Source organism: Citrobacter sp. Ce129 (genome assembly GCF_030334545.1).
GTDB classification, from domain to species: Bacteria; Pseudomonadota; Gammaproteobacteria; order Enterobacterales; family Enterobacteriaceae; genus Citrobacter; species Citrobacter europaeus.
The window spans coordinates 145,764-159,869 of record NZ_JAOWDS010000065.1 but is presented as its reverse complement, the minus strand read 5'-3'; the positions used below and the strand labels follow the sequence as shown (position 1 = coordinate 159,869).

General features: G+C 53.7%; 13 protein-coding genes. 6 read left to right on the top strand and 7 right to left on the bottom strand.

Features of this window, described 5'->3' with window-relative positions; translation table 11 throughout:
• Positions 1–10: 10 nt before the first annotated feature.
• The gene (gene ttrR, locus OGV77_RS14670; protein WP_075146090.1) at positions 11–595 is read right to left on the bottom strand and encodes a tetrathionate respiration response regulator TtrR; all 585 of its coding nucleotides are present in this window, start codon (positions 593–595) and stop codon (positions 11–13) included.
• The gene (gene ttrS, locus OGV77_RS14665; RefSeq protein ID WP_087050687.1) at positions 570–2,303 is read right to left on the bottom strand and encodes a tetrathionate respiration histidine kinase TtrS; all 1,734 of its coding nucleotides are present in this window, start codon (positions 2,301–2,303) and stop codon (positions 570–572) included. Before ttrS ends, ttrR begins: the two co-directional genes overlap by 26 nt.
• Positions 2,304–2,529: 226 nt before the next feature.
• On the opposite strand from ttrS, the gene ttrB reads away from it, so the two are divergent.
• Genes ttrB through ttrA form a run of 3 tightly spaced genes read left to right on the top strand, consistent with a single transcriptional unit; the run spans position 2,530 to position 7,345 of the window.
• Positions 2,530–3,264, top strand: coding sequence for a tetrathionate reductase subunit TtrB (ttrB, locus tag OGV77_RS14660; protein ID WP_233602754.1), 735 nt, complete (start codon positions 2,530–2,532; stop codon positions 3,262–3,264).
• Positions 3,265–4,287 carry a tetrathionate reductase subunit TtrC gene (ttrC, locus tag OGV77_RS14655; protein WP_087050631.1) on the top strand — a complete coding sequence of 341 codons (1,023 nt, stop codon included), beginning with the start codon at positions 3,265–3,267 and terminating at the stop codon, positions 4,285–4,287. It abuts the gene before it with no gap.
• Positions 4,280–7,345, top strand: a complete 3,066-nt coding sequence (gene ttrA, locus OGV77_RS14650; protein WP_087050632.1) for a tetrathionate reductase subunit TtrA — start codon at positions 4,280–4,282, stop codon at positions 7,343–7,345. Before ttrC ends, ttrA begins: the two co-directional genes overlap by 8 nt.
• Positions 7,346–7,439: 94 nt before the next feature.
• Here the strand turns inward: ttrA and OGV77_RS14645 are convergent, their stop codons facing one another.
• The 3 genes from OGV77_RS14645 to OGV77_RS14635 are packed head-to-tail and all read right to left on the bottom strand — an operon-like array spanning position 7,440 to position 9,957.
• Positions 7,440–8,252, bottom strand: a complete 813-nt coding sequence (locus OGV77_RS14645; protein WP_047411612.1) for a MetQ/NlpA family ABC transporter substrate-binding protein — start codon at positions 8,250–8,252, stop codon at positions 7,440–7,442.
• A gap of 21 nt (positions 8,253–8,273) precedes the next feature.
• Positions 8,274–8,942 (bottom strand): methionine ABC transporter permease, encoded by a 669-nt coding sequence (locus tag OGV77_RS14640; protein ID WP_047411615.1) that lies wholly within the window; start codon positions 8,940–8,942, stop codon positions 8,274–8,276.
• On the bottom strand, positions 8,935–9,957 hold the full coding sequence (locus OGV77_RS14635) for a methionine ABC transporter ATP-binding protein (protein WP_087050633.1): 1,023 nt from the start codon (positions 9,955–9,957) through the stop codon (positions 8,935–8,937). The genes OGV77_RS14640 and OGV77_RS14635 overlap by 8 nt, the downstream gene beginning before the upstream one ends.
• Before the next feature lie 376 nt (positions 9,958–10,333).
• Between OGV77_RS14635 and ynhH the strand changes: the two genes are divergently transcribed.
• The 3 genes from ynhH to lpp all read left to right on the top strand — a co-directional run bounded on the left by ynhH (position 10,334) and on the right by lpp (position 12,494).
• Entirely contained in the window at positions 10,334–10,528 is a 195-nt protein-coding gene (ynhH, locus tag OGV77_RS14630) for a protein YnhH (RefSeq protein ID WP_242637968.1), read from the top strand.
• Between the two features lie 7 nt (positions 10,529–10,535).
• Entirely contained in the window at positions 10,536–11,948 is a 1,413-nt protein-coding gene (gene pykF, locus OGV77_RS14625; protein WP_003029366.1) for a pyruvate kinase PykF, read from the top strand.
• Positions 11,949–12,257: 309 nt separating this feature from the next.
• Positions 12,258–12,494 carry a murein lipoprotein Lpp gene (lpp, locus tag OGV77_RS14620; RefSeq protein WP_003029373.1) on the top strand — a complete coding sequence of 79 codons (237 nt, stop codon included), beginning with the start codon at positions 12,258–12,260 and terminating at the stop codon, positions 12,492–12,494.
• Between the two features lie 67 nt (positions 12,495–12,561).
• Here the strand turns inward: lpp and ldtE are convergent, their stop codons facing one another.
• Together ldtE and sufE are read right to left on the bottom strand one after the other, a co-directional pair.
• Positions 12,562–13,566, bottom strand: coding sequence for a L,D-transpeptidase LdtE (gene ldtE / locus OGV77_RS14615; RefSeq protein ID WP_075146085.1), 1,005 nt, complete (start codon positions 13,564–13,566; stop codon positions 12,562–12,564).
• A 123-nt stretch (positions 13,567–13,689) separates the two neighbouring features.
• Complete coding sequence (gene sufE / locus OGV77_RS14610; RefSeq protein ID WP_087050634.1) at positions 13,690–14,106, bottom strand: cysteine desulfuration protein SufE; 417 nt, start codon at positions 14,104–14,106, stop codon at positions 13,690–13,692.

Genomic DNA, 14,106 nt, shown 5'->3' with positions numbered 1-14,106 from the left:
TGTCATAACTCTACTGAATCTTCTGGAGTCGATTTACCAGCTCCGCAAGACTTCCCGCCTGCATTTTTTCCATCACCCGCGCCCGATGAACCTCTACCGTGCGCACGGCGATATTCATTGCGTCAGCAATTTCCCGATTCATCAACCCTTTTGCTACCAGCTGTGCCAGCTCTCGCTCCTTTGGCGTGAGCTGCTGATAACAGACGACGATCTCTTGTCGCGAGAAGGCGGCGAGAGAAACCTGCAAAGCATGCTCTAACGCCGCTTGTAAAGGCACAGCGGAGACCGGCTTTTGCAAAAAATCGACCGCTCCGCGCTTCATTTGCTCAACCGCCATCGGAACATCGCCATGCCCGGTGAGGAATACCACCGCTAGCGTACTTTCTTGCTGACGCATGGCTTCATGGACAGCGTGCCCATCCAGAACCGGCATACGCATGTCCAGCAAAAGTACGCCCACCTGGTGCAGATTTGCCTCGGCGAGGAATGTTTCGCCCTGATCCCAGCAACACACCTCATATCCCAGACTTTCCAGTAAAAACGCGCAGGCCTGGGTGACGGCAATATCGTCATCCAGCAGATGAATGATTGCCACTACGGCCTCCCTCCAGGTTTTGCTTAAAATGTAATGTCACCATCGCACCCGCTTTTTCATCAGGAGCCTGATGATTATTGATCTCAATGTCTCCATTCGCGTAGCGCACCAGCCGCTGACAAATGGCTAATCCCAGCCCCATCCCCTCTTTACGGGTGGTCATAAACGGCTGAAAAGCCTGATACAATTGTGCCTCATCAATACCTCCGGCGTTATCCTGCACCTGAATACACACATCGCCATCCTCACGCTCGGCGCTAAACCACACTGTAGTTGCCCCTGCCTGGGCCGCATTGAGCACCAGATTGGCCAGAACCTGTTCGAGGAGAACGGCTGGCAGCGTTAATGTTAACGCCTTACCAATCTGCGTTTGCAGCGCCACCGCCGGGAATTGCTGAGGCATGCGCAATAATTGCCAGACATGATGGATGGCATCGTGAATATTGACGACTTGCCAGTCGTCGGTAATTACCGGATTGCCCTGCGCCTGGCTAACCCACTGGCGAAGATTACGCAGCGTATCAGCGCCTCGCTGTGCCTGGTTATCAATGTGCTCCAGCGCGGGCAGCAGCGGGTGCTGCTGATCCTGACCACGCAGGCGGATCAGACAGCCTTGCGCATAATGTCGGATAGCCGACAGAGGCTGATTGAGCTCATGAGCAAAACCTGAAGTCATCTCGCCAAGCACGCTCATTTGGCGAGCGGTTTCCAGTTCCTGTTCCTGTTTGCGCAACAGTACGTTGTTTCGCTCCAACTGCCTGCCGCGTCGACGAACCAGCAGCATCACCCAGATATAATTGAGCGTCAGCAACAGCAGTACGAGAGCCGCGCCTCCCATCGCCAGCCGATGTTGAATAAACCAGCTTTTGACATCCAGCCACAGCTGGCGCTGCTGCGGATGTTGGCGGACGTCGCGCAGCAACGCTTCGACTTCGCGAGTCGAGGCGGGCGCCCCCCAGCGAAACGTCGCATTCTGCGGCGCATTGAACAGTGCCCGCGTGACGCGATCGGCCAGCTCGTCGCTTACTGCAGGCAGTGCCGCAAACGACCAGTCAGGATAGAGCGGCGTACTGGTTAAACAGGGAATCGACGTTGGATGGTTAAGTACGGCCATAAAATCTGTTTTACGAATAAGCCCTTCTTCATCCATTTTTTCCAGCAGACACACCGGTACAATCACTGCCTGCACGGCTTTTTCGCGTAATAAATAGAGTAAGGCATCGGCGGGAAATCCAGTGAACATCAGATGCAAATCGCGCTCCGGGCGCAAACCGGCATCGCTGAGCGCTTTATATCCCAGCAAATAACCGCCAAATGCCTGAGCGTCAATGGCGCCAACCGTTTTGCCGATCAGATCGTGTGCGGAGGTTATCCCGCTGTCGCGTCTGACGAGGATCGCGCTGCCAATCACGTTACTGGTGGCTTTCCCCCCGCGAGTAGAACGTAGCGACGCCAGCCAACGTAGTGCAGCGCTGCTGTTTAGCTGCACAAACTGCGCCGGATTGGTGACCACAAATTGTACCGTGCCACGATTCACCGCCTCCTGCATCTGGTGCAGGTCCAGCGGTTGAATATGAAACTGTTCGCCGGGGATTTGCTGATTCAACAAGGTTTCCAGCGGCTGCCAGTGATTACGTGTGGAGACCTCCCCACGCATCGCCAAAACGCCGATATTCCATGTCTGTGCCCTGACCACCCCGCTTAGCATCCATAGCGACGCCAGCACCACCAGACATTTTACTACGTTGCGTCCCACTCAATTATCCCTGTCAATTATGTTGTTTTAGATCAACAACAAGCCGGGTATGTGGTTAACCACAATAGAGTACCCCCATCACGATTTTTACACTGTAAATCATCGAGATTCTTTATTCATCACAAGCAAATCAACGGCGTGACCAATGTTTCGTTGTTGCATCGTGACGGGAGAAAATATGGACAGCAGTAAACGGCAGTTTCTCCAGCAACTGGGCGTCCTGACCGCCGGCGCATCGCTGGTACCTTTAGCTCAGGCGCAATTCCCCTTCTCGCCTGAACGCCATGAAGGCTCACTTCAACACCGCTACGCCATGCTGGTTGACCTGCGTCGCTGTATTGGCTGCCAGGCGTGTACCGTCAGTTGCGCCATTGAAAACCAGACGCCGCAGGGCGAATTTCGTACCCTCGTTAACCAGTATCAGGTGCAGATTGAGGGCCAGCAGAGCGTCACCAACGTCCTGCTGCCGCGGCTGTGCAACCATTGTGATAATCCCCCCTGCGTCCCCGTTTGCCCGGTACAGGCCACTTTCCAACGCGAAGACGGCATTGTGGTAGTCGACAACACGCGCTGCGTGGGCTGCGCCTACTGCGTGCAGGCCTGTCCTTATGATGCGCGATTCATCAACCATGAAACGCAAACCGCTGATAAATGCACCTTTTGTGTTCACCGTCTCGAAGCCGGCCTGCTCCCGGCCTGCGTGGAATCCTGCGTCGGTGGCGCGCGCATCATAGGCGATATCAAAGATCCGCACAGTCGAATCTCGCAAATGCTGCGTGAATACCATGACGCCATTAAAGTCCTGAAACCAGAAAATGGAACAGCACCACACGTGTTCTATCTGGGTCTGGACGAGGCGTTTGTCACCCCGTTGATGGGTCGTGCTCAACCCGCTCTCTGGCAGGAGGTTTAAATGAACCATTCACTGGTTATTGAAGAGGTTCTGGCCCATCCCCTGGACGTAAGCTGGTTACCCTGGGCCGTACAATATTTCTTTTTCATCGGCATTGCCGCCTGCGCCGCGCTGTTCGCCTGTCTGCTTCACTGGCGCAAACAAGAGACGGCGGAACTGGAAAACCTGACGCTGTTAATCGCCCTGACCTGCGCGATTACCGCGCCGCTGGCGCTGACCGCTGACTTACACCAAACCGCCCGCGTCTGGCATTTCTACGCCTGGCCAACGCCATGGTCGTGGATGCCATGGGGCGCGCTGTTTTTACCCCTATTCACCGGCTTCTTAGGTCTGTGGTTTTTGGCGCAGCACGTTAAACGGTTAACGCTAAAAAGTTACAGCGTCACCAAATGGTTAGCCATAGGTAGCGCCCTGTCGGCCATCGGATTGCTGGTTTACACCGGTCGAGAAGTGTCAGTGGTGCAGGCGCGTCCGGTCTGGTTCAGCTACGCCTTTCCGATTGCAATGTTTCTCAGCGCGCTGCAAACGTTTCTCGCCCTGCTCATCGCAACGACCAAAAACCAGGAAACATTAGCACGCAAACTGGCATGGGGGCAGACAATTACCCTGATCGCGCTGGCTGGAGTGGTGGTGATATGGGCGAGCGGCAATTCGCTTTCCGGTTCAGCTATTCGCCAGTGGCTCGACGTTGCCTCTTCGGCACGACACTACGCCATCGGCTGGGTTGCGCTATGGCTTGCATCGCTTGCTCTTTGTGGGCTGGTGCTACGTAACCCCCTGTCGCTGCCGCTGCGCATAATACTCGCATTTAGCGCGATGGCGCTGTGCTGGCTGATGCGCTGGACGTTACTCATCCAGGTACAGACCATCCCGAAATTTAACGCGCAGTTTAACCCTTACACCCTGCCTGGGGGTACCGATGGCTGGCTGGCCATTTTGGGCACCTTTGGACTGTGGATTGCACTGATCATTATTGTTCGTGAAGCCCTGAACGCGATCGCAAGGAGAATGCAACATGGCTAATTTAACACGTCGTCAGTGGCTTAAAGTAGGCCTTGCCGTAGGTGGCATGGTGACTTTTGGCCTGAGTTATCGGGATGTGGCAAAGCGCGCAATAGACGGTTTATTGGACGGAACCTCGGGCAAAATTACCCGTGATCGCATCTTTGGTAACGCCCTCATTCCCGAAGCCAATGCCCAGCCGCGCTGGCAGCAGAACCCGCAGCAGGTTATCTCCATGACGCAGTGCTTTGGCTGCTGGACGCAGTGTGGCGTGCGGGTACGCGTCGACAATGAACAAGGCAAGGTGCTGCGCATTACGGGCAACCCCTATCATCCATTGTCTCAGGAGCATCATATTGACTCCGCCGTCCCCTTTGCCACCGCAATGGAACAACTGGCGGGCGAATCGGGTCTTGACGCGCGTTCCACCGCTTGCGCCCGTGGTGCAACCTTACTGGAAGGGCTGTACAGCCCGCTACGTATTCTGGAACCTATGAAGCGCGTCGGTAAACGCGGTGAGGGAAAATGGCAGCGCATTAGCTTCGAACAGTTGATCGAAGAAGTGGTGGAAGGCGGCGATCTGTTTGGTGAAGGCCACGTTGACGGTCTGCGGGCAATCCATGATACCAACACGCCACTTGATGCCGGGCATCCCGGCTTTGGCCCAAAGTCCAATCAACTGCTGGTCACGAATACCAGCGATGAAGGACGTGATACATTTTTGCGCCGCTTCGCGCTGAACAGTTTTGGCAGTAAAAACTTCGGTGCGCATGGCGCTTACTGCGGTCTGGCCTATCGTGCCGGTTCCGGTGCGCTAATGGGCGATCTGGATAAAAACACCCACGTGAAACCCGACTGGGATAACGTCGAATTCGCGCTGTTTATGGGCACTTCGCCGGCGCAATCCGGTAATCCATTTAAGCGCCAGGCCCGGCAACTGGCTAGCGCCCGGTTACGCGACGACTTCCGTTATGTTGTGGTGGCGCCCGCCCTGCCATTGACTACGGTGCTGGCTGACGAGCGCGGCCATTGGCAGCCCGTACGTCCGGGAAGCGACTCTGCGCTGGCGATGGCGATGATCCGCTGGATTATCGATAAACAGCGCTATAACGCCGATTACCTCGCTATTCCCGGCATACAGGCCATGCAGCAGGCCGAAGAAAAAAGCTGGACTAACGCCACGCATCTGGTGATTACCGATGAGCTTCCAACCCTTGCCGGACAGCATTTAACCCTCGCACATTTGAACGCAAATGCCGCCGAGGAGCCAGCAGTCGTTAACGAGGCCGGCGAAATTGTCGCCGCCAGCGGTTGCCCGCGTGCGCAGTTGTTTGTCAGCCGCGAAGTCATGCTGGCAGACGGCCAGACGGTGACGGTCAAAAGCAGCCTCCAGTGCCTGAAAGAGTCCGCCGGGAAACTAACACTCACGCAATACAGCCAGCAGTGCGGCGTGTCTGAAGCAGACATTAGCGCACTGGCCGATGCGTTTACCCGTCATGGACGCAAAGCGGCGGTGATCACCCACGGTGGCATGATGGCAGGCAATGGATTTTATAATGCCTGGTCGGTGATGATGCTCAATGCACTGATTGGCAACCTCAGCCTTGAAGGCGGCGTGTTCGTCGGCGGCGGCAAGTTTAATGGCGCCACCGACGGTCCGCGCTACAACATGGACAGCTTCGCCGGGAAGGTAAAACCGAAAGGGTTAAGCATCGCGCGCAGCAAAACGGCTTATGAGTCTTCCGAAGAGTACCGCAATAAGGTGGCTGCCGGACAATCCCCCTTCCCGGCCAAAGCCCCGTGGTATCCGTTTGTCGCCGGTCAGCTAACCGAACTTCTCGTCTCAGCGCTTGAAGGTTACCCTTATCCGCTGAAAGCCTGGATCTCCAACATGACCAACCCGTTCTACGGCATTGCAGGGTTGCGCGGCGTGGCGGAAGAAAAACTCAAGGATCCTGCGCGTCTGCCGCTGTTTATCGCGATTGACGCCTTTATGAATGAAACCACGGCGTTGGCAGATTACATCGTGCCAGATACCCATAATTTCGAAAGTTGGGGATTCAGCGCCCCATGGGCGGGCGTGGCCAGTAAAGCCACAACCGCGCGTTGGCCGGTAGTCAGAGCCGCGACCAGCACTACCGCCAACGGTCAACCGGCCTCGATGGAGTCTTTCTGTATCGCTGTAGCAAAACGCATCGGGCTACCCGGATTCGGCGACAATGCGATCACCGATCCGCAAGGTAACCGCTATCCACTGAACCGTGCGGAAGATTACTACCTGCGACTCGCCGCTAATATTGCGTTTATGGGCAAAGCGCCGGTCGCCGAGGCACAGCCGGAAGACATTGCGCTGACCGGGGTACAGCGGATAGTGCCTGTGATGACCCAAACGCTGAAAGCCGATGAAATTAGCCGGGTGGCATTTATCTACTCCCGGGGCGGACGCTTTGCGCCGGACATCAGCGGGCGGGTTGAGAATCGGGTAGGCAATGCGTGGGAAAAACCGCTACAAATCTGGAATGCGAACGTCGCCGCGCACCGCCATGCGATTACCGGCGAGCGCTTCAGCGGCTGCCCGGCCTGGTATCCTTCGCGCCTGTCAGATGGCCGTGCTGTCGAGGAGTTGTTCCCGGAACAAGAGTGGCCGCTGAAACTGATTTCTTTTAAATCAAATACAATGTCCAGCGCCACGGCGGTGATCCCGCGTCTGCAGCATCTGAAGCCGGTAAATCTGGTGGCGCTCAATCCGCAGGACGGTCAGCGATATGGCTTAGCGCACGGCGATAAGGTACGGATCACCACGCCTGGCGGTCAGGCGCTGGCGCAGATAAGCCTGCTGCATGGGGTCATGCCTGGCGTAATCGCCATTGAACACGGTTATGGGCATAAAGAAATGGGCGCTGCGCAGCATACGCTCGACGGCGAACCGATGGCGTTTGATGCACAAATAAGGTCGGGGATTAATCTCAACGATTTAGGCTTTGCGGATCCTACCCGGCAGGTAGCGAATACCTGGCTTGACTGGGTATCGGGCGCGGCGGTGCGCCAGGGGTTACCCGCGAGAATTGAGCGAGTGTAATTCTCGCACCGGATGGCAACGGCAACGCGCCTTATCCGGCCTACAGGACGTCGTAGGCAGGGTAAGGCACAGTCGCCATCCGGCAAAAAGCAAATTAGTTATTTACCGGGATCACCGCGCCTTTATATTTGGTGCGGATCCAGTCCTGGATCTCTTTTGAATGCAGGACATCAACCAGCGCCACGATATCCTTTTTCTTCTCGTCGCCACGATGCACGGTAATGATGTTGGCATACGGGTTGTTTTCACCACTTTCGACGGCGATAGGATCTTTCACCGGATCCAGCCCGGCATCGATCGCGTAGTTGGCGTTAATCACCACCGCATCCCCTTCGTCGTTGTTATACATCTGCGGTAACAGCGCCGCTTCGACGTTAGGCAGGAACTTCAGTTTTTTCGGGTTTTCGACGATATCGCTAATGCGAGCGGTCACTTTATCCACACCCGGCTTCAGCTTGATCACACCCTCTTTTTCGAAAATCGACAGAATACGGCCTTCTTCAGATACCGCATCGCGCATGATGATCTTGCCACCTTCCGGCAGATCTTTAAGCGATTTTACCTTTTTCGAATAGATACCAATCGGCTCGATGTGAATCGCTCCGGCGCTGACGAAATCATAGGTTTTATCACCCGCATGGTCTTTAATCACGCTGTTCAGGTACGGAATATGCTGGAAGTAGTTCGCGTCAATCTCACGGCCAGCCAGCGCGGTGTTCGGCAGAATGTAATCCTGGAACGGTTTAATCTCTAAATCGATCCCCTGCTTCGCCAGAATCGGCTTAGCCTGCTCAAGGATCTCCGCATGCGGCACGTTAGATGCGCCAACGGTCAGAGTATCAGCCCAGGAGGCAAAGCTCAGGGCGCTTAGGGTTGCTGCGGCGAGTAACGTCAGTGATTTTTTCATGATAATGGTTTCCGTATTTTATTAGCGTTTATCTAACAGAGAGGTGATCACATCGCCGCAAAGCTGGATGATGAAGACAATGAGCAAAATCGTCACCGTCGCCACCAGCGTGACGTCGCTGTGGTTGCGCTGGAATCCTTCCAGATAAGCCAAATTCCCTAATCCACCGGCGCCAATTACCCCTGCCATCGCGCTGTAGCTAACCAGCGCAATCAGCGTCACGGTGATCCCGGACACCAGAGCAGGAGAAGATTCCGGCAATAAAACTCGAAAAATAAGCGTGCTCAGCCGTGCGCCCATCGAACGCGTCGCTTCAATAACGCCTTTATCCACTTCACGCAGGGCAATTTCGACCAGACGCGCGTAAAACGGCGCGGCCCCCACGATCAGCGCAGGCAACGCGGCATTGGCACCGAGAATGGTGCCAACCATCGCTTTGGTGAACGGGATCAGCAGCACGATCAATATGATGAACGGGATGGAACGGAAGATATTCACCACCAGCGAAATAACGCTATATACCGCGCGATTGTGAAACAGTCCGCCGCGTGCGGTCAGGAACAGCGCCAGGCCAAGTGCGATCCCCAGTACAAAGGTCGCCGCACCAGAAAGGGCTGTCATATAGAGCGTTTCCTGGGTTGCCGCCAGCAGTTGCTCCCACTTCAGATGGGGAAACAGTTCTTCAGCCATGTTGAATCACCTCGCCTTCAATATCGCTCTGGCGCAGGTCGGCCAAAATATTGTTCAATTGTTCTTCAGAGGCCACAACGTGAACCCAGAGCTGACCAAACACACCGTGCGCAGTTTGCGTCATCTTGCCGTGTAAAATGTTAAACGGCAGGCCATAGCGCAGGGTCAATTCGCCAACCACAGGCCGATGCGTACGCTGCCCGGTGAACGTAAGCTTGATAACTACGCCGCCAAGCTCGCTTGCCAACTGCGGATTAAATTCGTTTTCCTCGGTGTACTGGCTCACCTGACGCACAAACTGTCGGGTGATCGGCTGCTGCGGATGGGTAAAGACGCTGAGCACGTCGCCCTCCTCAACAACTTTGCCATTTTCCATTACCGCCACGCGATCGCAGATTTTGCGTACCACGTGCATTTCATGGGTGATCAGCACAATGGTCAATTTGAAGCGGCGGTTAATATCGAGCAGTAAATCGAGGATCTGATCGGTGGTTTGCGGATCCAGCGCCGAGGTGGCTTCGTCACACAGCAGGACGTCCGGATTGTTCGCCAACGCACGGGCAATTCCTACCCGCTGCTTTTGCCCACCGCTCAGTTGGGACGGATACGCGTTTTCACGACCGCTCAGCCCAACCAGCGCAATCAGTTCAGCAACTCGCGCTTTAATAGAGGCTTTTGGCGCTCCGGCGATTTGCATTGAGAACGCAATATTTTCGCTTACGGTTCGTGACCACAGTAAATTGAAATGCTGAAACACCATGCTGATTTTCAGTCGCGCCTGGCGTAATGACTCCCCACGGGCGGCAGAAATATCGTGGCCGTTGATCGTTACGCTGCCGGAGGTCGGTTTTTCCAGCCCATTGAGCAAACGAATTAAGGTGCTTTTCCCCGCCCCGCTGTAACCAATAATTCCGTAAATCTGTCCCTGTTCAACCGTCAGGTTGACGTTATCGACAGCGGTAATGGCAAGCCTGCCTGGCGTAAACACTTTCGAAATATTTTTCAGGACAATCATGTCGTTTGGGTATCCGCTGCTGCTTATTGTTCTTCTGCTAGCGCTTTTGGCTGTTTAGCAGTATGGATGTCCAAACGAGTGTAATCAGTAGAATTGGCTTTTAAAATGAATTAAAACGCATTTGATATAACTTTTAGAAATATGCTTACCTGGACGGCGTTAAATGCCAAAAATTCAGACAGTGGGACGACAATAACGACCTGTTGCGCAACAAACCGCTGCTGCGAACAGCTTCTTTATCCATACAGCTGAACAAATTAATGAATAATTTTTGTAAAACTGCACAGATGTGTTTTGAAACGCTGTTTCCATTTTCCTTTTTGATAATTTTCAGCGTATAATGCGCGCCAATTGTCTCTTGAATGGTTTCAGCACATTGACCTGTAAAACTCAACGACTACAAAACTCACCATCCCGTTGGGCTGAAACACAAGCACACATTCCTCTGCACGCTCTTTCGATGTCACCTATCCTTAGAGCGAGGCATCACAACTTTCGTAACTCAGGTTTAGCTTCCCGTCCGTGCGCGGCGGGAGCCAGATTTCCATATCCTTCTCAACTTAAAGACTAAGACTGTCATGAAAAAGACGAAAATTGTTTGCACCATCGGTCCGAAAACCGAATCCGAAGAGATGTTAACCAAAATGCTGGACGCGGGCATGAACGTCATGCGTCTGAACTTCTCCCACGGCGACTATGCAGAACACGGTCAGCGCATCAAGAATTTGCGCAACGTCATGAGCAAAACCGGTAAGAAAGCCGCAATCCTGCTCGACACCAAAGGTCCGGAAATCCGTACCATTAAACTGGAAGGCGGTAACGACGTTTCCCTGAAAGCGGGCCAGACCTTCACGTTCACCACCGACAAATCTGTCGTAGGCAACAACGAAATCGTTGCTGTTACTTATGAAGGCTTCACTAAAGATCTGTCCGTCGGCAATACCGTTCTGGTTGACGATGGTCTGATCGGCATGGAAGTTACCGCCATCGAAGGTAACAAAGTTATCTGTAAAGTGCTGAACAACGGCGACCTGGGCGAAAACAAAGGTGTTAACCTGCCGGGCGTTTCCATCGCACTGCCAGCCCTGGCTGAAAAAGACAAACAGGACCTTATCTTCGGTTGCGAGCAAGGCGTTGACTTCGTTGCTGCCTCCTTTATCCGTAAACGTTCTGACGTCGTAGAAATCCGTGAGCACCTGAAAGCGCACGGCGGCGAAAACATCCAGATCATCTCCAAAATCGAAAACCAGGAAGGCCTGAACAACTTCGACGAAATCCTCGAAGCGTCTGACGGCATCATGGTTGCGCGTGGCGATATGGGCGTTGAGATCCCGGTAGAAGAAGTTATCTTCGCGCAGAAGATGATCATCGAAAAATGTATCCGTGCACGTAAAGTCGTTATCACTGCGACCCAGATGCTGGACTCCATGATCAAAAACCCGCGTCCTACCCGCGCTGAAGCCGGTGACGTAGCAAACGCCATCCTCGACGGTACCGACGCAGTAATGCTGTCTGGCGAGTCTGCAAAAGGTAAATACCCGCTGGAAGCCGTCACCATCATGGCGACCATCTGTGAGCGTACTGACCGCGTGATGACCAGCCGTCTGGACTTCAATAACGACAGCCGCAAACTTCGCATCACCGAAGCCGTTTGCCGTGGCGCGGTTGAAACTGCAGAAAAACTGGACGCGCCGCTGATCGTCGTCGCTACCCAGGGCGGTAAATCTGCTCGCGCAGTACGTAAATACTTCCCGGATGCCACCATCCTGGCGCTGACCACCAACGAAACGACCGCGCGTCAGCTGGTGCTGAGCAAAGGCGTTGTTGCACAAGTGGTTAAAGAAATTAGCTCTACCGATGATTTCTATCGCCTGGGTAAAGAAGTCGCTCTGGAAAGCGGTCTGGCTCAGAAAGGTGACGTTGTGGTTATGGTTTCCGGCGCACTGGTTCCGAGCGGCACGACTAACACCGCATCCGTTCACGTGCTGTAATAATTCCAACACGAATTAATTTGCTTAAAAAAGCGCCCTGGTGGCGCTTTTTTTATTTTATCGATAGCCACAATTAATAAAAAATCAAATCGGATTTCACTATCTAATCCGTGATTATCTAAGATGAATCCGATGGAAGCTTTCTGTTTTCACTCGGTTTTTTAGCCGTTTTTGAACAATTCGATGCTTCTTTGAGCGAACGATCAAAAATAAGTGCATTCCCATCAAAAAAATATTCTCAACATAAAAAACTTTGTGTAATACTTGTAACGCTACATGGAGATTAACTCAATCTAGAGGGTATTAATAATGAATCGTACTAAACTGGTACTGGGCGCGGTAATCCTGGGTTCTACTCTGCTGGCAGGTTGCTCCAGCAACGCTAAAATCGATCAGCTGTCTTCTGACGTTCAGACTCTGAACGCTAAAGTTGACCAGCTGAGCAACGACGTGAACGCAATGCGTTCCGACGTTCAGGCTGCTAAAGATGACGCAGCTCGCGCTAACCAGCGTCTGGACAACGCAGCTACTAAATACCGCAAGTAATAGTATCTGTGTAATAGAAATGGCGCACATTGTGCGCCATTTTTTTTGCCCCGAATTTCCTTCCCTGTTATTGCGTAATACGCACCTCTGCGCCCTCTCCCGGCGCGCCATTCTGTGCAGACTTCACTTCCGCTCCATTGTTAACGACCGAGGCTTGCCCGGCAGTCACGGTGACCGGATAGCCCGCGCGGCGGTACAACGCTCTTTCCACCAGGCTGTTATCCACGGCGTTACTGTCTTTAAACTGGGTAAAACCGGCTGGCAGCACATACGGCATGGTCTGGACGTTTTGCTCCTCTTCCGGCGACAGCGGTCGGTGCACCTCGACATACCGCATGCCGTTCGGCTCAATCGAATATTTTATCGGCTCATTAATCACCCTGACCGGCGTACCTGTACGGACCTGGGCAAACAGTGCTTTGATATCCGGCGCGTTCATACGAATACAACCAGAACTCACGCGCAGGCCCACGCTGTCCGGCGCGCTGGTGCCATGGATCAGGTATTCACCGTTTCCATACGCCAGACGCAGTGCAAAGCGTCCTAACGGGTTATTTGGCCCGGCGGGCACTACCGGCGGTAATGTGATGCCGCGCTCCAGAGAGCGTTTACGGATGCCTGCTGTAGGGGTCCAGGTCGGATTGGGGATTTTCTGCCCAACCCGGGTTTCCATTACCGGCGTTTCCAGCCCCTGCAAACCGATACCAATCGGGAATACCTGAACAATATTCTCTCCCGGCGGGAAGTAATACAGACGTAATTCCGCCAGATTCACAATAATGCCTTCGCGTGGCGCATCCGGCAGCAGTAATTGCGAGGGAATAGTAATCAGCGTTCCAGGTTTAGGTACGGGGGCAATGGTATTGTTGGCTTCAAGGATCAGCATTGCGGCGGTATCAAACTTACGGGCTATCGCCTGGAGGTTTTTATCGCCTTCCTGCACGGTGTAGGTTTGGTTTTGCCCAACAAGACGGCTGTTCGCCTGGGGCAAAGGATAATCGACCGCCCATGCGGCCTGAATAGCGCTGTAAGCGCCGATTAGCATTAACGTAATAACAGACGCGCGTTTCATACTCACTCACCCCCCTGGCGTTCTTGCCGGACGGCGACAAGCGCCCGATCCGGCCTACGAGTCACTGCGTTGCCCTACACGAACGCTTTCAAGACGGTCTGAAAGTTGACGTGTTTTATCAGTTTAGCTAAGAGTTGCAGCTTTGGCGCGAATCGCCCGAATCATCGCCTCCAGCCCCTGTGACCGGGACGGTGTGAGATGCTGTGCGAGCGCCATTTTTTCAAACCACGGACGCACATCAAAGTTCACAATATCCTGAGCCGTCATGCGGTCATACAGAATGAATACCACAGCGATAAGCCCTTTCACAATTGCCGCATCGCTGTCGCCCTGTAATTCAATAATACCTTCGCCATTCTGACGCATAACAATCCATACCTGACTTTGACATCCCTGGATGCTATTTTCCGCATTACGATCGTTGTCGTTTAATGCCGGCAGGCGCTGACCCAGTTCAATAATGTACAGGTATTTCTCTTCCCAATTCGCGCAACGCAGAAAATTACGCAACAACTTTTCTTTGTCCGGTAGCGCAGCCAT